This window comes from Flavisolibacter tropicus (assembly GCF_001644645.1).
Taxonomy (GTDB): Bacteria; Bacteroidota; Bacteroidia; order Chitinophagales; family Chitinophagaceae; genus Flavisolibacter; species Flavisolibacter tropicus.
In genome coordinates, this window is the sequence record NZ_CP011390.1 from 2,732,853 (window position 1) to 2,754,250 (window position 21,398).

The following is a 21,398-nucleotide window of genomic DNA, read 5'->3' on the forward strand; positions in this document are numbered from 1 at the left end:
GCGTTTTGCTTAGATGCAAAATAATCTGGTTTTTGGTTTATTTAGTCTTGGATTTTTACTACAGTACTACTAGGCGCTGTAGTTTGTTAGCTTTCTTTCCATCAGCACTTCGAACAGTTAGGCGGTAAAGATAAACGCCACGGCTGACTTTGTTACCAAAATCATCTTTACCGTCCCATTCTACTTCATTGGAACGATTACCGGCCGTATTTATTGTTCGCTTAAGCGTTTTTATCAATTTTCCGGCCACACTATATATTTCCACAGTAGTATGTAAATCGATACCGGGTTTATTGTGTTCAAACCAAAAGACGGTTTTTGTAATAAAAGGGTTGGGATAGTTAAGAACATGATCAAGTATTAGCTCTTCATTGTTTACCACCGTAAACTCCAATTGCGCCTCCCCGGAATTATTGACCACATCCCAGGCTTTTATATGAATGGTGTGGCGGCCAGGCGCCAGTTGGGGCAATTGAAAACGAACAGTCCCCTCCTGGTAGCTATCCAGCTTACTTTCATAATAATCATTCAAAATAAAATAAGTACGGTTGTCGCCGTCAAGAGTAGCTACTATGTCATGATCAATGCCACTAATACCGGTGTTGATACCGGAAGAATCGGCCAGATGCAACAATAAAACCGGCTGTTCATTTGTAATACTGCCATTTACAAAACGCTCATCATTAAGGTAAGCTTTAATGGCAGGCCCCTCTCTATCCATATTGCTGGTACTGCCAATGCCACCGATGATAATATTTGTAGAAAAACCGCCCGCATCTTGCTGGTCGTCGTTAGCATAGAAACTTAACTTACCGGCGCCAAACTGGTAATTGATGTCCTTAGGCATGCGGAATGTTCCGGTAAAGCGCCCGCCGGTGGCCGTTACCTTCCCTTTGAAAAGAGTGGCGGTTTGGCTGGAAAACTCCATAACCGGACTGGCAGCATCATTCCCTAAAGTAGAAACTGTCCGCGGCTTCTCATATAAAGAAAAGTACACTTGTCCATTAAAGCCAGACAACAGTGCACCCGTTCTGGATTGTACTTCTCCTTCTATGGTTACCTGCTCCGTAGCACGTAGGGTATCAGGGGTACTGGAAACAGCTTTGCTATTGATCTTAGTGGCCACCACGTTCATCTGCGGAAAGCCCAACCGCATGGCCGGATCACCCAAAAGCACAAACTTGCGGTTATTGATGATATCGCCACTGTTTTGGTAGGTATAGTTCTTCGCTGCCTGTACCGCTTGTCCCAAGGTTTTATAGTTTCCATCTGCATCTGGCTTTAGCGCAAACTGCAGGTAGTTATCATTCATGATCCGGTTGCTATTAGCAAATACGACACGGGTAGTGGTCATCAAGGCTATGGCACCGGTTTTAGGACGCACCAGCAGGTTTTCGCCTAATGCATGGATCAGCGGTTGATCAAAAGGGGCAAAATCGCAGGTGGCAGTAATATATAAGGGTAGTCGATGCTCGTTGTTGATCTCATTTACAATTTGCTGGTCCAGCACCACTTCTTCTGCCAGTCGCTGCCAACCGCCATGCCCACTATAGTTCCAGATCAGCGTACCGTTATACAGCGCATTATTGATCGCCTGGTTAGCCTCTGGGTACCGCCCACCTGCAGCCGAACTTTCCTGCTTATAGGCATCCAGGTAATATTTATAGGTATTGAACAAAGGCGCTACCGATGATGCCGTACTAGTCATGACTTCCGCATCCTGCACGTGCAGGTTTACATCCTCATCGTCAGCTACAAAACTCAGGTGCGTACGCCAGGGTCCAAAACCAGCCGGCGTGTGGTAGGCAATAACCTTGTCTACAAAATTGGCGGCCTCTTCTACCGACCGGGCAGGCACACGGCCAATACCAATATCCAGTTGATTCACCACTACGGTGCTATTAATATTCTCATGGTCATCCAAAAAACCAAAGAAATCATCGGCAAGGTGAGTGCCAATAGGATCCAGCGCATTTTCACTTTCATAGGTAGGAACAAAGTTGGTATTATTGGTAATGCGTGCCTTGTAATCAAAACTAGCCTTGCCAAAAAGAAGCAAATATTTTCCTCCATTATTCCAGGTAGCCTTATTCCGGTCGTAATACATTTTTACAAAATCACGGATAGCAACAGGATTTGGAATTCCTCCTGAGAACTCGTTATAGATCTGCTCTGTCGTTACAATTTTCGTTTTCAGTTTATTAAGCGTTTCATGGAATTGAGCCAACCGTTGGGCCTGCTGTACAAATGCTGGGTACACTACCATCAGGTAATCAATATCAGAAATCGAATGCAGGTCCTGGTTAGGTATTCTACCTGCAGCTTTGGGTATTAAGAAACTGTTGCGAAAGGCGGCATATTCATGAAAACGGCGGGCATCGTTACTGAACTGCAAGATAGTTCCGGTTAGTGAAGCTGGCATTTTTACAGGGTTATAGGAGTCGCTGACATCCCAAACCTGGGTAGCTGCGTCAGCACCTGCCAGCTTAAATTCTACAGCAGTAGTGCCATAGGTACTCCAATCCCTGAAGAAAAGCGCTGTATTGGCCGGCATTACCAATTGGCGGCGGTAAAACGCCTCAAACCAATTGATCCATCCCTGGGCATTGAAACCACCCGGCACGTACGTATAAGAAAGAGTTGCCGTAGCCTGGTTCAGTGTAGTAGCATCTACCTGCTGTACTTGTTGGGCAAAGGGATCATAAGGTGTGCTTCCTACTAAAGGAACTGCTATGTTTTGAAAGGAAGCATTATTGATAGCGGCTGTAAAACGACAGTTAACGCCAACTGAGCGGGCAGCTACGCTAGACGCCACCGTTAGTGGCATTCCTAAAACAGGATTCTCTACTGGCAAAGAAAACGTCCTGGTCAATGAACGGCCGGGCATCCCGCTAAGCTCTTCACCATACCACTCTTTTCCGCTGGATAAAAAATTAACAGAGTCCAGTTCATGAAAATAGCGTTCATCAAAGCTCGTTAGGGTAGTAACAGGGGTAAAGCTAGCTGTTTGACCGGTCACCCGCTTGCCGGAGGTCCCTAAGGTTAGAAAATAAAAAACTTTATCGCTATAAATATTATTACGGTGAATAAAACGACGGGCAATGGTATCGGCCTGCCAGGTATGCGGCCCTGTAGAATAAAACAAAATATAATCGTTACCATTTAATACCCCATCGCCGCCATCAACCACCTCAATGGCTAGTTCCTCTAAATCATCCTGGTAAGTTTCCTGGTTAGATTCAGGTAGTAACACTTCTTTTTTTCCAAAAAGTCGAATCTGGTTAGAAGGTATAGATCCGGTAAGTCCAAGTGAAGACAGAAAGGAAAGATCCATTTTGTAAATGCCTTGCTGCTCCACTTCTATTTTATACCAGCTGCCCGAAGCCAGGACACTATGCGCCTGATAAACTCTTTGGCCATGCATGCGAGCAGAAAAGCCACACAACGCACTGATTATCAAAGCACTTTTAAGACAATTTCTCATAAGATTTGGAAGGAGATACACGAAAAAGAGAATTCCTTATGGTTTTCTGGACAAACTTTCTATATTCGCATACTTTGTTTAGAAAACTAATGTTTTATAACAATAATTAACCTTTTGCGGCGTTAAAGTTATTCGAAACATAGTTTTAAACAAAGCCACATGTACCCCATGTGTCCTTGAAAGACTAAAACAGCAGCAGCATGCAAATGAAAAATTTTGTAATCCTATTATCCTCGGCCGTATTCTTAGCGTCCTGTAAGAATGGCCTCCCCTTCATCGGCAAAAAGAAACATGAGAAATCCGACGTAACCGGTTGGAACTACAATGACAAAAACATGGGTGGTTACCAGGTTGCCAAGTCGAAAGATCAGGCTACCGGACCAGGTCTTGTATTTGTTCAGGGTGGTACCTTCACTATGGGCCAAACAGAAGAAGACGTTATGGGCGACTGGAACAACATTCCCCGCCGTGTAACCGTACCATCTTTCTACATGGACCGTACAGAGGTTGCCAACGTTCACTACCGTGAATACATTCACTGGTTAGACCGCATCTTCCCTGTAGAAGATGATCCAAACAACAAAAAGATCATGGATGCTGCTTTACCAGATACGTTAGTTTGGCGTAGCGAGCTTAGCTACAACGAACCACTGGAAGAATACTACTTCCGTCACCCAGGCTTTAACGACTATCCTGTAGTAGGTGTGAGCTGGAGACAAGCGTACGACTTCTGTCTTTGGAGAAGCGACCGTGTGAACGAAGGCATCATGATGCAAAAAGGCTACATCGCTAAACAAGGTATTCAAGGACAACAACAAGAAAATAACTTTACTACTAAGTCTTACCTGTTAGGTCTTTACCAGGCACAGCCCGGTAAGCCAGGCAAAGGCAATAAATTGACAAATGCTCAAGGTGCACCACGCAACGTTACAATGGAAGATGGTATCCTGCAACCAGATTACCGCCTGCCATTTGAAGCGGAGTGGGAATATGCTGCCTACGGTTTGATCAACCAAAACCCTCGTCCTTCTACTAAAGAAGGTAAGCGTGGTGAGGAGTTACAAGGTAACAAACAAGTATATCCTTGGACACACAACATGAACTCTAGCGGCTTACGTGATACGAAACACGGTAGCTGGCAAGGTCAGTTCCTGGCCAACTTCAAAAGAGGTTCTGGCGATAACATGGGGGTAGCTGGTGGCTTGAACGACCGCGCTGTTTATACCGCTCCTGTTAAGTCTTTCTATCCTAACGGTTTCGGTATCTACAACATGGCAGGTAACGTAAGCGAGTGGGTATCTGACGTTTACCGTCCGTTAACGGGCCTTGATGCTGATGATGTTTCTCCTTATCGTGGTAACAAATACATGAAGTTGTACAAAAATGCCAACGGTGAAGCTGAAATCGATAGCATGGGTCGTGTGAAAATGGAAGCAGTTACTGATGCTGAAAGCAAAAGCCGTCGTAACTACCAACGTGGTAACGTGATCAACTTCCTGGATGGCGACTCTACTTCACAAGCATCTTATGGCTACGGTATCACTACCTTGGTTAGCGATAAATCAAGAGTTTACAAAGGTGGTAGCTGGAACGACCGCGCTTACTGGTTAAGCCCTGGTACCCGCCGCTACTTAGAAGAAGATCAATCAAGCAGCACAATTGGTTTCCGTTGCGCTATGGACCGTATGGGTAGCCCAGAAGGTAACAAACGCAAAACCGGTAACTTCTGGAGAAGCAAAAAACAAAAGAGATAAGATTCTCTTCAACTTATACCAAGCCCCGCACACCGCGGGGCTTTTTTTTGACCGCAGATTACGATGGATTTGTTGGATTAACAGGATTACCTGTTTCATTACACAACTCCTTATCTACCCCACTGAATGATGACTGAGCCTAAGATCAAAACTGTCATCTGTCATCTATCGACAGTCATCACGCTCTCACCAACTTGATCCTTGTTCCTTAATCTTGAAACCTTAAACCTCTATTACCCCTTACTTTTGTAGCTATGAATATTGAAAGCCTTTATTCCATATATAAACAATATCCTTCTATACAAACAGATACCCGGAAGCTGAAAACCCGCGATCTTTACTTTGGCCTGAAAGGACCCAATTTTAATGGCAATGCCTTTGCGCAGCAGGCACTGGATGCCGGAGCGGCATATGCCATCATTGATGAAGCAGACTACCTAATCAATGATAGAACCATTCTGGTTGATGATGTACTGGACACGTTGCAGCAATTAGCTAAACACCATCGGCAGCAACTGAATATTCCATTTATTGCAATTACAGGCTCAAATGGAAAAACCACCACCAAGGAATTGATCCACGCAGTACTGTCTTCTTCATTTGCAACCTATACCACGGAAGGCAATCTGAATAATCATATAGGTGTACCCTTAACGATCTTAAAGATCAAAGAGGACGCACAAATGGCGGTTATTGAAATGGGCGCCAACCACCAACAGGAAATTGCTTCTTATTGCCGGATAGCGCTACCCACTCATGGCCTGATCACCAACTGCGGCAAGGCACACCTGGAAGGCTTTGGTGGAGAGGAAGGCGTACGTAAAGGCAAAGGCGAATTGTTTGACTACCTAAGAGCCAACAATGGAATGGCATTTATCATGTCGGACTACCCCTACCTGCAAGAGATGAGCCAGGGTATTCCAACTATTTACAAATACGGCACAAAGGAAGGCGATGTTATAGGCAACACATTAGCCTCTGATCCCTTCTTAGAAGTAGGATTTACAAAAGGACTGGGAGGCACAATAACCACCCAATTAGTAGGCAGTTATAACCTGCCCAACGTTCTGGCAGCTGTAGCCTTAGGAAAATTCTTTTCAGTAACCGATGATAAGATCAAAGCGTCTATTGAGGCCTATACACCTACCAATAGCCGTTCACAGTTGGTAAAAAAAGGCACTAATCAAATTATAGTAGATGCTTACAACGCCAATCCTAGCAGCATGAAGCTAGCCATAGAAAACTTTGCCAAGGCCAAAGAAGACAACAAGATATTGGTCTTAGGCGCCATGGCCGAGCTAGGCGCTGATAGCCTTCAAGAGCACCAGCAGATTGTAGCCGAAATAGAGAAATATCCCTGGAAGCAAGTGATCTTAGTAGGTGGCGACTTTCTAAAAATAAAACATAATTTCTTGAGCTTTACATCCGCTGAAGAAGCAGGCCAGTGGCTGCAAAACCAACACATCAACCATTCCTACTTGTTGGTAAAGGGTTCGCGGAGCACTGGCATGGAAAAAGCACTTGCTTACTTGTAATACCATGAAAGAAGAAAAGCCAACCAGATCTTACCTGGCGTCAACGTTTAGCTGTTATTGCCCACGTTGCCGCCAAGGCAAGCTTTTTAAACACAAACTTTCAGTAAAGCCTAAACGCAATTTGGAAATGTACACTAACTGCGTACAGTGCGGACAACCAACTGAAATAGAAGTGGGCTTTTATTATGGCACCAGTTACGTAAGCTATGTTTTTGGTGTAGCACTTAGCGTTACCACGTTTCTTTTATGGTGGCTAATCATTGGGGTTTCGTTTACGGATAACCGCTTTCTGTATTGGATAGCTTTCAACACGCTGCTACTTGTGGGCCTTCAGCCTTGGCTGATGCGCTTTTCCCGCAGTTTATGGATCTCCTGGTTTGTTTCCTATGATCCCCATTGGAGGGAAAATCCGCCAGAAGATTTAGGCCGCACCAATGACGCCCAAATGAACAATTGGTGAGCCTATCTACAAGAATGCATTAGAATATAATTAACTCGCTCATTATTGAATGAAACCAGCCTTTACGGCACAACTTTAGCTCCCTTTCAGTTCCACTTCAAAAGCAGGGTTATGCAGCAGATTAAAGCAATTAGAAGAATAGGTAGTGTTTTGGGATTAATCCTTTGCGCCGTTGTATCGTTCGCTCAGGAAAAGTCTGAAGAAATTGATGTCACCATCAATAAAGATGATAGCCACATATGGTATACCTCTCCCTGGGTATGGATCGTTGGCTCCATTGTATTTATACTGTTGCTATTAGCCGTATTGAGAGGAACAGAGAAAAGAGGGTAAGAAAAGTTTAAAGTTGGCTGACATACAGAGCAGAGGCACCGTATTCAAACAACTTTAAACCTCAAACTTTAATCTTTAAACCTCCCCACTATTCCACATTCAATATCTTATGCGTCTGTACCGACACTCGCCACTGCGGATGCGCCAAAGCCGTTTCTATCGCCATCTTTCGAGCCTCTTGCAAACGCGCGCCATCTTCTGGCTGCAACCACAAGAGCGGCAATGTGTGGTTATGTATTTTATTAATACGTTGAAGTCCTACAAAAGCATCAAAATCTTCCGGTTTATAATCGGGCACCACTAGCTTCAGTTCATCAAAGAACTCCAGTTGTAATTGTGGCACAGCTAACTTGGGGCTGCACACAATCCAATCAGGCGCCTCTAGCTTTTCAGCTTTCGGATCCCAGCAGCGCTCAGCTAGAGATAAAGTCCCATTAGTTTCAATAGCTATAAAGTAACCAGCTTTGTGCAAAGCCTTTACTAAGGTATAATCCAATTGCATTAGAGGTTCCCCACCAGTAATTACACAAAAGCGCACATCACCACCTACCTTTTGCATGGCAGCCGCTAATGCTTCTGCCGTATAATCCTGGCTACCTTCTTTGGTAAAATCAGTATCGCACCAAAGCGGGCAACTGCCTCCATTGCGTTCAGCATCCCGCTGACGCGTTTGTTCATAGCCCGACCACATATTGCAGCCTACCAGGCGCACAAATACAGCCGGACGGCCGGCAAACAATCCTTCCCCTTGCAGGGTTTTCCAAATCGCTTTTACACGATACTTACTTTCTTGATGTTGATTCACGGTTCTATTCTATTTTATCCTATTCACTTAATTATCCTAACCAGCCTTTTTGTTTGGCTTCTTCATAACCTTTAGCCCGCAGTATGGATGCAGGGTTGTCTAGCCTACCATACCCCCACTCATTATAGGTTGTGCGGTCGCCATTATAATCGGTATGCGACAGGTCGCGTACTATCTCCAACACGCCTAGTTCATAGGCCAGTTTCCAGGCTTCCGCCTTGCTTTTGTACATCAACGGCGTATGAATGCGAACGTCGTTATCCAACGCCAGCGTCATAGAGGTTTGCAGGGAGTCCACAAATACCCGGCGACAGTCGGGGTAACCCGAATAGTCCGCCTGACACATCCCTCCCACAATATCAGTGATCCCGTGGGTATAGGCATATGAAGTGGCTATGGTTAAAAACACAGCATTACGGCCCGGTACAAAAGACGCTGGCAGTTCCGGATTGAGCTCGTGTTGGGCAGAGACATCCTTATTATGCTCAGTGAGTGCCGAACCTTTTAACATACCCGTAATATCAATGACATGGAAAGGTACGTTTGCTTTCTCAGCAATAAGGGACGCTTGTTTAAGCTCCACATCATGCTTCTGACCGTAACGAAACCCCAACGCCACCACCTTTTCAAATTGCTGTTTGGCCCAGAATAAACAGGTTGTGGAGTCTTGTCCTCCAGAGAAGAGGACCAAGGCGGAAAGAGGTGATTCGGTCATAGACATATTGGGTTCTTAAACGTTATATTTTTACAACAATCGCGGCAACCTGACACTTTCCTATTCACTGGCCAGATATGGTTTATGATTGCGTCTGCAAAAGTATTTCATCAGTCGCACCTTTCCGCACTTTAACCAGTCAGGAAAAAGCCATTTTCTGCTTTTACACAATAATTTAAGAAGCAACCCTTAGCTTCTGGCTGTACAATCCAGTAATTTTGCCGACTGCAACACTCGATTATGGAAACAAAAACGCCGAATAAATTAAAGGAACAACTGGAAGCCACCTACAAGCAGGCCCTTGAGCACACCACCAAGGCTTTGGATTATATGGCTGAGTTTGGCATTAAACCCGACGGCAAGTTTGGCCTATTTATGCCACCAGATACCCGTCAGAAAGAAATTCACCGCCTGCCCTACCCTCATACAGCTAAACAGGTAGTGGTGTATGAAACAGAAACAGGTGAGTTCTCGGCCCTTTGCCCGTTCTCGGGCTTACCCGATTTTGGTGTATTACGTATTGAATATGTTCCAGGCTCAAATATCCTGGAATTAAAAAGCCTGAAATATTACATTCTGTCCTGGCGCAATATCGGCATTGCTCAGGAAGATGTTACGGCTTATATCTATGAAGACCTGAAGGCAGCCTTAGGCGATCCTCAATATTTATTAGTAACAACCGTATACAATGTCCGGGGCGGTATCAATACCACTTGTGCCATTGACAGCCGAAAGCAATAAAGCATTCATACTCCACTAATAGCAAAACCATATTAAGTTGACAGTTGGTAGATGACGGATGGCAGTAAGGAGCTGTCAACTATCATCTATCAACTGTCAACTCATTTATAAAGGGTTTTATTATTGAATCACTTCCTACAACCGCGTTAAGCGCCCTCCATCAACAGCCAATATAGCGCCTTGCACAAAGGCAGCATCAGGCGACGCCAGGTAAGCAATTGTGGCAGCAATATCTTCAGGCTTCCCTATATCTGTGGGATTGATCTTTTCAACACCCGATTTCACATTTGGGTTCTGCCAAAGCATAGGCGTATTAATAGCTCCCGGCAAGATGGCATTGACACGAATACCCTTAGGCTGACCCTCTAATGCCGCCGATCGCGTTAACGACACCAATGCCGCTTTTGCAGCCGCATACGGTGCTACCAAAGGTTCCGTTTCAATGGCATGGATACTTGATACATTTACAATAGCACCGCCCGCGGGCATCTTCAAAAAAGCATGTTTGATAAAGAAGACAGCTCCCAGCAAGTCTACCTGCAGGATGTTCATCCAATCATCGCCCGTTTGTTCTTCTATAGGCTTAAAGATCATTAAACCCGCATTGTTTACAATAACGTCAATACTACCAAACTGCTTTTTGGCCACCTCGAAAGCAGCCACTACATCAGCCTCCTTGGTTACATTACAAACAACTGGAACAATACCTTCGGGCACTTCGGTTTTAGTCGATTCGATTGCCGCTTGCAGCTTTTGTTCATCCAGATCCGCCAACACCACTTTAGCACCTTCAGATGCCAGACGCTTTGCAGTGGCTAACCCAATACCGCCAGCCCCACCTGTTACAATGGCCACTTTATTTTGAAATCGCATATTATTTGTTTGAAGATGAATCAGTAGATGCATTGATCTGCTCTTTTGCTACTGAGCGTCTCTTTCTCGCCCAATCCTCATTATGCTCACTGGGCAACACAATTGGCACAGTTAAACAAACACTTTGTGTGGGCAGCACATCCCGCCATTGATCTATCAATTTTTTATAAGCCATGCCAACAGGCCGGATGTTCCGGTCCAGATCAAACAACCCCAATGGATTAACCGTTCCATTATTCTCACACAAGGCACTATCCCAGTCCACCTGATCGGTCAAAGAATACCAGGTAAACCCGACTATAGGCAAACCATCGTTTCGAACCCGTAACACATTAGCCCACTCTTTCCACAACCAGTTTACGGCTTCATCACCTCTTACGCCCTGGTTCAAATTGGTCTCTGTATGCATTACCGGTATCTGGTAGCGGTCATAATATTGTGAGGTGATTACGTGGTAGCCAAATATTTCCCCAGCTTCTCTTACAATACCTTCATTAGAAACACGGTGTTCATTGGTGATATAATAATCGTTACCCATTATACAATGATGCTTCAGGTGATTATCCAAAAAGAAATGATACTCATCCCTGGTCATTCCATTATCCATGAGGTATTCGTACATCTCGGAGTCTACTCGACGACCATAATTCAGATCGAGCGACAAGAAACGTCGTGCATTCATTGATTCCGCAGGCCCAATAGCTTTTGGATTTTCGGCATGGAAGTATTCTGAAGATTCACTTTGTATAAAAAGCGCATCGGCCCGCACTTCTAAAATTGCATGCATGGCCAGCACATTGGCCTTTACAAGGTGCTTGAGAGCCGTAACAAAAGTTTTGTCAGTAGTGCCCTGCTCATTCCACCAGCCATTAAGCCCGGAAAAGACTGCGCAGATATACATTTCATTTACCGGTGTGTATAATTGTACCCATGGATAACGCTCAGCAAATGCACGTGCATATTCAGCAAAAAGAGCAGGAAACTCCGGATTCTGAAAGTTTCCCATCCAATCAGGCACTCCAAAATGGCAGAGATCTACAATAGGCATAATATTCAGCCGGTACAGTTCATTAAACGTTTCATCAACAAAAGACCAGTCATACTTACCTTTTCCCAGGAAAGTTCGATGAAGTGGCGGCCCATAACGCAAAAAGCTAATCCCCATTTCCGTCACCAGCTGAAAGTCTTTTTTCCAGTGTGTGTAGTGACCGCATTTCTCATACTCATCCATGCGGACTGTACCGTTTTTAATAGTTGGTATACTATTCTCAATTCCTGTCGCAAACATAAACCCACGCCCCGCAATACTTTGATTCATAGTGTATCAATTGTTGAAATAACCAAACAAAAATTATACACCACAAAAACATAACCACCTAACAGCAAGGGTCGACAGTTTTCAAAAAATGTTTGTGAATTAAAATGACGCTTTCAGCAACCGCTTTACAATAATGCATGCTACCCTAAGGTCAATGTTGAGGATAAGGATTAAATGTTATCAACTTACAAAAGCCACTTCCCTTGTTCTAATACAACTACTTGTCAAGACTCTTCAAAGAACTCATCTTTTTCTTACCATGAACAAGCACTTTTAGCGTTCGTCTACGCAATGAAATGGCTACCGTTTCTTCATGCTCCTCACTGCGGGTTCGGTAGGCCGCAAGTATATCTTTATAAGAAAGAACCCCGGTAATTTTAGCATCCGCAGAAGAAACCACAGGCAGCACATCCAGGTTTTCTTTAGCCATCATCTCCACTGCTCGCTTTAAACTATCTTCATTGGTAACCGCAAATGGTTTTCGTTTGATGAGGGAGCCAATCGTATTCGCATCCACTTGATGTAGACTGAATAGACTTGAAGAACTAACAACACCTTTAAAAACACCGCTACCATCTACTACAACATAATAGTTCTGTAACCCTTCTTTTCTTTTCAAAAGCCACTCTCTTGCTTCTCGAATAGTAAGATCATTGCTGACTAGTGTGAGGTTTTCTTTCAACACTTGCCCAACCCTCATTTTGTCTAAAATATCAGGTTCATAAACATGTGGCGTCTTAACGCCACGGCGGGCAATCTTTTCGGTCATGATGGTGTTTTCCATTAACAGGTAAGACACAAAGTAGGCAGCAATACACGCAGCCAGTAAAGGCAGTAAAGCATTGGCTTGATTCGTAGTTTCCAAAGCAAAAATGATAGACGTCAATAATGCTCTTGATGCACCCGCAAACATTGCCGACATGCCTACCAAAGCAGCCAAAGGAATGCTAACACCAGCGTTTGGAAACATCATATTTACCAGCATTCCCAACAACGCACCACTTGCACCACCAATCGTTAACAGGGGAGCCAAAGTGCCGCCCGATGTACCACTGCCCAAGGATATGGCCCAGGAGATAAATTTCATAATGCACAAACTCAATATCACTTGCAGCCCCAAATGGCCAGAGAGCACATCCGTGATATTATTATAACCAACGCCTAATGTGCGCGGAGCAAAATAGCCTACTACACCAACAGCAAGGCCTCCAATTGCCGGCCACCACATCCAATGAATGGGCAGACGTTCAAACGCATCTTCAATAATGTAAACAACCTTAGTAACCCCTGCTGATAAAACGCCAATCAACAAACCAACCACACTGTAAATAGCTAAAGCCTCATTACTTGGCGCTTCAATAAAAGGAGTGGGAAAAACTGGCCCGGCCTCAAAAAGAAAATGATGCCCTGCTGCTCCAGTAATACAGGCCAATGCTACTGGCAGAATAGAGCGTGGTGAAAACTCAAACAACAATAATTCTATAGCTAAAAAGATAGCAGCAATAGGGGTTCCAAAGATGGCCGACATACCAGCCGTTGCACCGGCAGCTAGCAGGATCTTCCGTTCATACGAACTGATTTTAAGCAACTGTCCAATCGTTGAACCAAAGGCACCACCCGTTGCTATAATAGGCCCTTCTGCACCAAAAGGACCGCCTGTACCAATAGAAATGGCTGCAGACAAAGGCTTCAGGTAGGTAATAGTTGGACGGATCTTACTTTCATTGGTTAGAATTTGCTCCATCGCTTCAGGTATACCATGACCACGAATGGCCTTAGAACCATATAATGCCATCAACCCTACAATCAAACCGCCTATTGCTGGAATTACAATTACCCAGGCACCATAGCTGTGAGTAGCAGGACTGGAAGCGGCTACAGAGAACTGGTGATGAAAGGAAAGATTCGTAATGAGATTAATCAAGTACACTAATACTTTGGCGATACCACTAATAACGATACCTATACCAACAGCTAGCAACGAAATAACCAATAGCCGCTTTTTATCTATACCGGATTGCGTAGAAGAGTTAGCAGTGTCCATGGATTCGTCTAATGAAACAGAAATGGGAATACCATGTGGTGTTTTGTTCATATTGTTCATAATAAAGTAATGGATAATGCAACCTTGCCAGCAGTAGCAAAACAGTTTACATTTTTATAAATTCTTGCAAGGCATCAGGCTGATTCACTTGAATCTTTTTCCCTTCTGTGGTAATGATGCCCGCTTGCGATAGTTCACCAAAAAATTTGAATACAGTTTCATAGGTAGTTCCTGCAAACGAGGCAATATCTTGGCGATTAACCGGCAATGCAATAAAGTTTTCTTTGTCCAGCCCAAACAAGTCAATTAACTCTAGCAGAGCAATAGCGATCCTGCCTTTTACGTCGCGATGAGCCAGATCCCGCATGCGCTTTTCAGCTCTCTGTAGCTCTGCAGCATACACTTGTAGTAATTGATAGGTGAAGGAATTATTAGTGCGGAGCGTGGCCTCAAAAAAATCGTTAGGTATATAACAAAGTGTAGTTTCTGTAAGGGCCGTTGCTGAGATTGGGTAAATGGACTCTTCGCCTAAACCGCGAAACCCCACTACATCACCTTCTTTTGCAAATCGAAGAAGCAACTCTTTTTCAGCTCCCCATTGTTTAGAGATCTTCACTACACCACTATAAACAAAGTAAATCCCCTTTACTTCATCTCCTTCAGTAAATATGGTCTGTCCTTTATGGAAGAGTAACGTTTTTTTCTTCACGGCAACAGCAGCCTTCCACTCTGGAATACAATGCGTACAGAGAAAACACCTGCTTAGGGTACATTCTATTTCTGGCATGCGCAAAAGTAAGACAGTTTTTATAAGAATTAAGTTATAAAATATTGCATTGGCAATATTTTAATAAACTATATAAATACTATTAATAATTATTATATTGCATACGCAATGTAATTTATCATCCTTCACCATACTTGGTGGTATACAAAAGGGTAGCTGTAAGGCTACCCTTTTTGTTATTAAATTGAATATTTTAAAATGAATACCCATCCAATTATATAGTTGAGTTAACCACATACCCAGATTTCGATATTTTACTTTTTCGGATTTGCATCTCCCCTACTTTAATCGAAAACTAGCCACTTTTACATCAGAAGAGCTGGTACCAATATAAACCTTGAATTCGCCCGGCTCAGCTATCCATTTCAGCGCCGTGTTAAAGAATTTAAGCTCTTCAGCAGTAATAGTAAAGCTCACTACTTTAGACTCTCCTTTTTTCAACGCAATCTTCTGAAATCCTTTTAACTTCTTCACTGGTTGCGTAACAGAGGCTACCTGATCATAGATGTAAAACTGCACCACTTCTTCGCCATCGTAATTACCAGTATTGGTTACAGTAACAGTTGCCCTAATACTTTGTGCGGCCGTCATTTCTTTACTGCTCAGCTTAATATCGCTATAGCTAAATGTGGTATAGCTTAATCCATACCCAAATGGATACAATGGATCGTTAGATACATCCAGGTAGTTAGAACGGAATTTTTGGAACTCCTTGCCCTGCTGAGGACGACCGGTAGTTTTATGATTGTAATAGATAGGCACTTGTCCAACATTCCGGGGAAAGGTCATGGTCAGCTTACCAGATGGGTTATAATTTCCAAATAGTACATCAGCTAAAGCAGGCCCGAATTCATGTCCGCCAAACCATCCTTGTAGCAAAGCGTTTGCATTGGCAGCTTCCCAATTCAAGGCCAGTGGACGGCCACTCATCACCACCACCACTAATGGCTTACCGGTTTTTTTCAACGCTTTTAATAATTCCAGCTGGCTGGCAGGAAGCGTGATATCTGAACGACTAGCCGATTCTCCACTCAGTTCAGAAGCCTCTCCTACTACGGCCACTACTACATCAGCACGACCAGCAGTAGCTACCGCTTCGTTGATCAACTCTTGCGGAGAACGCGGATCTATATCTACTTTCTCACCAAAAACATTGGCTTTTTTAGCCAGTGCAGAATCGTCCGTAATGTTAGCACCACGGGCATATAAAATAGTAGCCGCATTTCCTGCAACCGATTTAAATCCATCCAATATAGGCGTTGACAACTGCGCATCACCCGACACAGCCCAAGTTCCTAGCATATTGCTTTTATTATTAGCTAAGGCACCAACCAACGCAATAGTACCAGACTTTTTTAATGGCAATACTTGCCCTTCATTTTTCAACAGCACCATGGAGTGCTGCGCAAACTCACGACCTGCAACACGTTTGTCTGGCGACAAAACTTCCTTAGTCGCTCTATCATGGTTTAGGTAACGGAAGGGATCTTCAAATAAGCCCAACTTATATTTCGCCTCTAATATTCTTTTACAGGCCAGGTCAATCTCCTGTTGCGTCACCTTTCCTTCTTTCAATGATTTCTTCAATGTAGTCAGAAAACCTTCACCCACCATATCCATGTCCAAACCTGCTTTCAAAGCCAATGCTGATACTGCCTGCAGATCTCCCATTCCATGATCAATCATTTCATTAACCGATGTATAGTCCGATACCACAAAACCATCAAAACCCCATTGCTTACGCAGAAGGTCGGTCAAGAGCCAGCGGTTACCTGTAGCCGGTATACCATTGATGTCGTTAAAAGAACTCATTACGCTACCTACACCAGCATCAATAGCCGCTTTATAAGGAGGCAGGTAATACTCATACATTTTAATGAGACTCATGTCCACTGTGTTATAGTCCCTACCTGCTTCCGCAGCACCATATAAGGCAAAGTGCTTTACACAAGCCATCAAGGTATTTGTAGCAGCCAGATCATTTCCTTGATATCCACGCACCATAGCTTTTGCTATTTTAGAACCCAGGTAAGGATCTTCGCCAGATCCTTCCGCTACGCGTCCCCAGCGCGGATCGCGGGCAATGTCCACCATGGGAGAAAAAGCCCAGTTCAAACCATCTGCTGAAGCTTCAATAGCTGCAATACGCGCACTTCTTTCTATAAGGGCCGTATCCCAACTACAGGCTAAGGCAAGTGGAATCGGGAATGTTGTTTTATAACCATGAATTATATCAGACCCAAAAATCAACGGGATCTTTAAGCGGGAATGGTTCATTGCCAGATCCTGTGCCTGGCGGATTTTATCTACGCCAATAACTCCAAACAACCCTCCTACACTACCAGCCTTTATTTTGGATTCTACATCACTACTAACTACAGCACCGGTAGCTACACCGCCACCAGGTGTCACCAGGTTCAGCTGTCCAATCTTTTCATCCAACGTCATCTTTTTCATTAAGTTGCTTACAAACGTGTTCATTGCTGCAGCCTTTGTCGAAGCCGCAGGCTTGCCCTGTTGCGCGGGCAACTGAAACACGTTTAAGAGAAGCAAGACGAACAATAGATTTCTAGTCATGTTCTTTCGTTTATTTATGATCATTTCAATAAATACGGCTCAATTACTTTTTTCCAGATCGCATAACCCTGCGCGTTCATATGCAGGTTATCTTCTACAAAAAGAGTCGTTATAGGCAGGTTCTCTTTTGTCAACATTGGATGATACACATCAATGAAAGCAGTATGAGGCTTATCCTTTAAATACTTCTTCACGTCCTTGTTCACAACTTCCATCTTAGCCATCAGCTGTTGCCTGCTGGGACTGGGTTTCAAAGAAACAAATGCTACTGGTGTGTTAGGCAACTTTACCCGGATCATTCCAAACAACGTTTTGAATCGATCAACTACCATTTCAGCAGTTACCGCATTAGATGATGACAAATCATTCTCCCCACAATAGATCAGGATTTGTTTTGGCTGGTAGGGGAAAATGATGTTATCTGCATAGCGGATCAAATCCAAAAGTGTCGACCCACCAAAACCCCTGTTTACAATAACATACCCGGGAAAATAGGATTGTACATCCTGCCACCTGGTGAAAGAGGAACTACCAATCAACAGTATGGGATGTTGTGGTGGTGCCTGAACGCTATCTTGCTTGTTAAAAGCTTGTATGTCCGCATAAAAAGGAAGCTGTTGCGCATTAGTTAAAAATCCAACAACCAATAGTCCAACAATAAAAACTAGTTTTTTCAATTGCATATTATTCAGATTTCATTTTAGACCATAATCCAAAACAGATTTAACCTTTGTTATTTCCCTTTTGGAATTTGTCTTTTGTTTTTTTGGGATTTTGGGATTTGTTATTTGTCTTTTGTTTTTCAAATTTCCTCACACTATTCAACCTTCACTACTTTATTCCGCTCCGATACACCATTTTCATTAATCGCTTCAATCTGAAAGTAGTACGGCTTCTGACTGTCCATACTTTTCATCCAATATTCATTATTGGAATGGATCATAATGCAGGTGTACAATTTATCTGGAGCCGTACCATAGTAAATATTGTAAGCAAATGCATTGTCCACAGGTCGCCATTTGATAAAGGCACTACGCTTATCTTTCTCGGTACGCAATACAATAAAACCTTGCACAGCGTCTGGCTTTACACCATTACCATTACCAAACACCCGTAGTCCACTGATAGCAAACTTCCCGGTTGGCATATGAATATTTTCCAGTTTGATATAGCGTGCCTGTACTGGCTTATCTAACTCTACATAGTCGTGCGGCACATCCTTTTTATTTTGGCTTTTATCCACTAGCACATTCCACTTCTTACCATCTACAGAATAATACAGCTTGTATTGATGATACTGGTCGTTGAATTTACCTAAGCGATTGCTATCCACATCCTGGTCAGCATAATTGATTTGCACCGCATTTACTCTTGACACCGCGCCCAGATCAGATTGTATCCACTCCCCTTTGTTTCCGGAAGTTGCACTCCAATAGGTCTTGGTCAATTCATCCACCGCACCGTTAGCTAGATATCCGCCCAGTGTGGAAGATACCTGAACGGGTTTGTTATAGTTCAACAGCATCCAACCGGTAAAGTAGGGAGAAGGTGAATATTGATTAGGTTTAGCGTGATCTACAGCATCAGGTAAATAATGAGGATAATCACCAAAGCTGGTATTACACCACATCTGATCGTCTTTATCAAACCCTGACGGCCATACACCTAATCGACGTTCGAATGTATTTTTTACAGAAACCACAGTAGTAGATATGTGCCAGAAATTTTTATTATTGTCTTGAAAAGTAGCTCCGTGACCGGCCCCTCTCACATATCCACCCAGCTTCATACTCAAGGGATCCGAAGCTGGTGTAAAAGGACCCAGAGGACCTTCCCCTACCAACAAACCATCGGCATACCCACTGAACTCAGTACCCGGAGCACCATATTGCAGATAATACTTGCCTTTGTACTTGGTCATGTGTGAGCCTTCAATAAAGGGATCCAGGAACGTATTATCCATATGCTCCCCAAAACGCTGCCAGCCATAACGCCAGGGCTCCAGTAAATACATCTCTTGTCTGGTTCCAATGGGCTTCATGGTTTTCCGATCCAGTTCAACACCATACATGGGATACTTATTACTGCTTCCATTGTACATATACACTCGACCATCATCATCAGTAAAGAATGATGGATCCCAACCTCCAATCTCAAAAGAGTCTACCAATGGTTTCCATTCATTGCCTTTGGGATTGGTGCTCATCCATATAGAGAAGTTGCGGGTATAGGTTGATCCAAAGACAATCATCGTATCTCCCATAATTCCAACGCCAGGAGCACACAATTCATCATAGGTGCCTGTATTCCAGGGTCGTAGAAATCTCTTAGAAATATAGTTCCAGTTAGAAAGATCATTACTCCACCAGTAGCCCCACTGGTTGGTTGAAAACAGGTAGTAATCACCTTTATAGTTTACGATAACAGGATCAGCTGTAGCGCGGTGCCGTCCCCACTCTGAAAAATTGGGAATTGGCGTATAACCATAATCTATATTAATAGGATTGCAATAGGTCTTCGCCTTATTCATCTGAGCAGACACACAAAACAAAGACACACAACAACCTAATAACAATAGCACACGCTTCATATCGAACGTTTTTAATTGCATTTCTCTTAGCGCTTATTTCAAATACGGACTTTGAAAACCCAGCTTCTTCAAACCACCCTGCACTTCTGGCGCACTCATAAACAGGTCCCACAACAAGCCCGTCCGGTAGTTTTCAATCATTACAATGATGGGCCCCTGGTCTATCGCCAAATGCGACTTTGCATACCAGTTCTTCTCCTCACTAAAAGCATCCACAAAACCATACTCACTCCATATCTTATCTCCTAGCTCGTTGTAGAAATATTTCAATGCCTGCATGGAATATTCAGGCGTATAAGGAAATGAAGACAATGCTGCTGTTGGCGTAATCACACCCAGGTCTTCTGATGGCGAATGCGCTGCATAACCTACATAACTGTCACTGGCTGATAATCCCCAGCTGTTAGGACCATAGCCTTTATACTTTTTCGGATTCTCCAATACATAAGCACGATTGATCAAGGTATGATTCGTGTTTTGCTGCCAATAATCAGCATACTGATCTTTTAATCCTTTTGGACTTAAGCCTAAAAAGGAATAGTGTGAAAAGAACAACGGACCACCATAGTCAAACCCTAACGGCAATACATGTCCGTAGAAGGTTTTACCATTCTTAAAGAAATTGCTCTGTGCCCAGCCACGATGATAAACAGCTGTAGGTACAGGATAACGTTCTGCAGAGGCTGCCAACACATAGGTGATCAGTGCTTCATTATAGCCACGGAGTGGAAAGTTCATCGCCCAGTCATTGTTAGGGCTCCAGTGCCAGTACAGTACTTCTTCGCCCCCTTTGGTATACCAGTTCCATTCCGTTTCGCTCCAGATCCAGTTGATGCGGTTCCGCAGTTCGCGTTCAGTATTATTATCTGCATTAAAATACTGACGCGCACATAGCAGTCCTTGCAATAAGAAAGAATGTTCTACTAAGTCACCGCCATCATCTTTACGGCTAAAGCGGATCACCTTACCTGTCTCGCCGTTCAACCAGTGTGGAAACACACCATGAAAGGCATCAGCCTTCCACAGAAACTTTACCATTTTCAACAAATGCTTGGCTGCCGTATCTCTAGTGATCCATCCTCTGTTGGCAGCAACCACTATCGACATTACACCAAAGCCAGTACCTCCTGTGGTTACCACTTCACCTCCGTATTCAAAGGCGGTATTGCTTCGCTCACGTGCCATACCACTTACCGGATGAGCAAAGTCCCAGAAGTACCGAAAGGTTTGCTTTTGCACCAATTCCAGCAAGGCCGAGTCCGACAGATTTTTTGGCCGGTTAGCAGGATTAAAGGCAGGCGTTTTTGCCTTCTGGGCAAAGGAAAAAAGTGAGCAGAAGACAAAACAAATTAGTAGAAATGCAGTTTGCTTTTTCATCAGCT

The 21,398-nt window shown here is 43.7% G+C and carries 16 protein-coding genes; 5 read left to right on the forward strand and 11 right to left on the reverse strand.

Annotation, left to right across the window (positions count from 1 at the left end; all coding sequences use genetic code 11):
• Window positions 1-58: 58 nt before the first annotated feature.
• Complete coding sequence (gene porU / locus SY85_RS11525) at window positions 59-3,484, reverse strand: type IX secretion system sortase PorU (RefSeq protein WP_082886386.1); 3,426 nt, start codon at window positions 3,482-3,484, stop codon at window positions 59-61.
• Between the two features lie 206 nt (window positions 3,485-3,690).
• Between porU and SY85_RS11530 the strand changes: the two genes are divergently transcribed.
• The 4 genes from SY85_RS11530 to SY85_RS11545 all read left to right on the forward strand — a co-directional run bounded on the left by SY85_RS11530 (window position 3,691) and on the right by SY85_RS11545 (window position 7,566).
• Window positions 3,691-5,238, forward strand: a complete 1,548-nt coding sequence (locus tag SY85_RS11530; protein ID WP_066409635.1) for an SUMF1/EgtB/PvdO family nonheme iron enzyme — start codon at window positions 3,691-3,693, stop codon at window positions 5,236-5,238.
• 254 nt (window positions 5,239-5,492) lie between these two features.
• Entirely contained in the window at window positions 5,493-6,773 is a 1,281-nt protein-coding gene (locus SY85_RS11535) for a UDP-N-acetylmuramoyl-tripeptide--D-alanyl-D-alanine ligase (protein ID WP_066404619.1), read from the forward strand.
• Between the two features lie 127 nt (window positions 6,774-6,900).
• Window positions 6,901-7,233, forward strand: a complete 333-nt coding sequence (locus SY85_RS11540) for a DUF983 domain-containing protein (protein WP_226999070.1) — start codon at window positions 6,901-6,903, stop codon at window positions 7,231-7,233.
• Between the two features lie 111 nt (window positions 7,234-7,344).
• Entirely contained in the window at window positions 7,345-7,566 is a 222-nt protein-coding gene (locus SY85_RS11545; protein ID WP_066404622.1) for a hypothetical protein, read from the forward strand.
• A gap of 88 nt (window positions 7,567-7,654) precedes the next feature.
• On the opposite strand, the gene SY85_RS11550 is transcribed toward SY85_RS11545, so the two are convergent.
• Both SY85_RS11550 and queC read right to left on the reverse strand, forming a co-directional pair.
• Window positions 7,655-8,371, reverse strand: a complete 717-nt coding sequence (locus tag SY85_RS11550) for a 7-carboxy-7-deazaguanine synthase QueE (RefSeq protein WP_066404624.1) — start codon at window positions 8,369-8,371, stop codon at window positions 7,655-7,657.
• Between the two features lie 31 nt (window positions 8,372-8,402).
• Entirely contained in the window at window positions 8,403-9,086 is a 684-nt protein-coding gene (gene queC, locus SY85_RS11555; RefSeq protein WP_066404625.1) for a 7-cyano-7-deazaguanine synthase QueC, read from the reverse strand.
• A 240-nt stretch (window positions 9,087-9,326) separates the two neighbouring features.
• Here queC and queF point away from each other — a divergent pair, with 240 nt between their 5' ends.
• Entirely contained in the window at window positions 9,327-9,827 is a 501-nt protein-coding gene (gene queF / locus SY85_RS11560) for a preQ(1) synthase (protein WP_066404627.1), read from the forward strand.
• Between the two features lie 135 nt (window positions 9,828-9,962).
• On the opposite strand, the gene SY85_RS11565 is transcribed toward queF, so the two are convergent.
• The 8 genes from SY85_RS11565 to SY85_RS11600 all read right to left on the reverse strand — a co-directional run bounded on the left by SY85_RS11565 (window position 9,963) and on the right by SY85_RS11600 (window position 21,393).
• On the reverse strand, window positions 9,963-10,700 hold the full coding sequence (locus tag SY85_RS11565; RefSeq protein WP_066404629.1) for an SDR family NAD(P)-dependent oxidoreductase: 738 nt from the start codon (window positions 10,698-10,700) through the stop codon (window positions 9,963-9,965).
• Between the two features lies 1 nt (window position 10,701).
• On the reverse strand, window positions 10,702-12,018 hold the full coding sequence (locus tag SY85_RS11570; RefSeq protein ID WP_226999071.1) for a family 1 glycosylhydrolase: 1,317 nt from the start codon (window positions 12,016-12,018) through the stop codon (window positions 10,702-10,704).
• Between the two features lie 217 nt (window positions 12,019-12,235).
• Window positions 12,236-14,122, reverse strand: a complete 1,887-nt coding sequence (locus SY85_RS11575; protein WP_066404631.1) for a chloride channel protein — start codon at window positions 14,120-14,122, stop codon at window positions 12,236-12,238.
• A gap of 46 nt (window positions 14,123-14,168) precedes the next feature.
• On the reverse strand, window positions 14,169-14,849 hold the full coding sequence (locus SY85_RS11580) for a Crp/Fnr family transcriptional regulator (protein WP_082886388.1): 681 nt from the start codon (window positions 14,847-14,849) through the stop codon (window positions 14,169-14,171).
• A 279-nt stretch (window positions 14,850-15,128) separates the two neighbouring features.
• Window positions 15,129-17,426: a beta-glucosidase BglX gene (gene bglX, locus SY85_RS11585; protein ID WP_066404637.1), complete on the reverse strand. Its 2,298-nt coding sequence runs from the start codon at window positions 17,424-17,426 to the stop codon at window positions 15,129-15,131.
• A 20-nt stretch (window positions 17,427-17,446) separates the two neighbouring features.
• Complete coding sequence (locus tag SY85_RS11590; RefSeq protein ID WP_066404638.1) at window positions 17,447-18,109, reverse strand: GDSL-type esterase/lipase family protein; 663 nt, start codon at window positions 18,107-18,109, stop codon at window positions 17,447-17,449.
• Between the two features lie 134 nt (window positions 18,110-18,243).
• Window positions 18,244-20,016, reverse strand: coding sequence for a family 43 glycosylhydrolase (locus SY85_RS11595; protein WP_066404640.1), 1,773 nt, complete (start codon window positions 20,014-20,016; stop codon window positions 18,244-18,246).
• 33 nt (window positions 20,017-20,049) lie between these two features.
• Complete coding sequence (locus SY85_RS11600; RefSeq protein WP_066404642.1) at window positions 20,050-21,393, reverse strand: glucoamylase family protein; 1,344 nt, start codon at window positions 21,391-21,393, stop codon at window positions 20,050-20,052.
• Window positions 21,394-21,398: the final 5 nt, after the last annotated feature.

Coding starts and splice junctions, on each gene's coding strand:
- porU (WP_082886386.1), bottom strand. CDS start 3,484: ATGAGAAATTGTCTTAAAAGTGCTTTGATAATCAGTGCGTTGTGTGGC.
- SY85_RS11530 (WP_066409635.1), top strand. CDS start 3,691: ATGAAAAATTTTGTAATCCTATTATCCTCGGCCGTATTCTTAGCGTCC.
- SY85_RS11535 (WP_066404619.1), top strand. CDS start 5,493: ATGAATATTGAAAGCCTTTATTCCATATATAAACAATATCCTTCTATA.
- SY85_RS11540 (WP_226999070.1), top strand. CDS start 6,901: ATGTACACTAACTGCGTACAGTGCGGACAACCAACTGAAATAGAAGTG.
- SY85_RS11545 (WP_066404622.1), top strand. CDS start 7,345: ATGCAGCAGATTAAAGCAATTAGAAGAATAGGTAGTGTTTTGGGATTA.
- queC (WP_066404625.1), bottom strand. CDS start 9,086: ATGACCGAATCACCTCTTTCCGCCTTGGTCCTCTTCTCTGGAGGACAA.
- queF (WP_066404627.1), top strand. CDS start 9,327: ATGGAAACAAAAACGCCGAATAAATTAAAGGAACAACTGGAAGCCACC.
- SY85_RS11565 (WP_066404629.1), bottom strand. CDS start 10,700: ATGCGATTTCAAAATAAAGTGGCCATTGTAACAGGTGGGGCTGGCGGT.
- SY85_RS11570 (WP_226999071.1), bottom strand. CDS start 12,018: ATGAATCAAAGTATTGCGGGGCGTGGGTTTATGTTTGCGACAGGAATT.
- SY85_RS11575 (WP_066404631.1), bottom strand. CDS start 14,122: ATGAACAATATGAACAAAACACCACATGGTATTCCCATTTCTGTTTCA.
- SY85_RS11580 (WP_082886388.1), bottom strand. CDS start 14,849: ATGCCAGAAATAGAATGTACCCTAAGCAGGTGTTTTCTCTGTACGCAT.
- bglX (WP_066404637.1), bottom strand. CDS start 17,426: ATGACTAGAAATCTATTGTTCGTCTTGCTTCTCTTAAACGTGTTTCAG.
- SY85_RS11590 (WP_066404638.1), bottom strand. CDS start 18,109: ATGCAATTGAAAAAACTAGTTTTTATTGTTGGACTATTGGTTGTTGGA.
- SY85_RS11595 (WP_066404640.1), bottom strand. CDS start 20,016: ATGAAGCGTGTGCTATTGTTATTAGGTTGTTGTGTGTCTTTGTTTTGT.
- SY85_RS11600 (WP_066404642.1), bottom strand. CDS start 21,393: ATGAAAAAGCAAACTGCATTTCTACTAATTTGTTTTGTCTTCTGCTCA.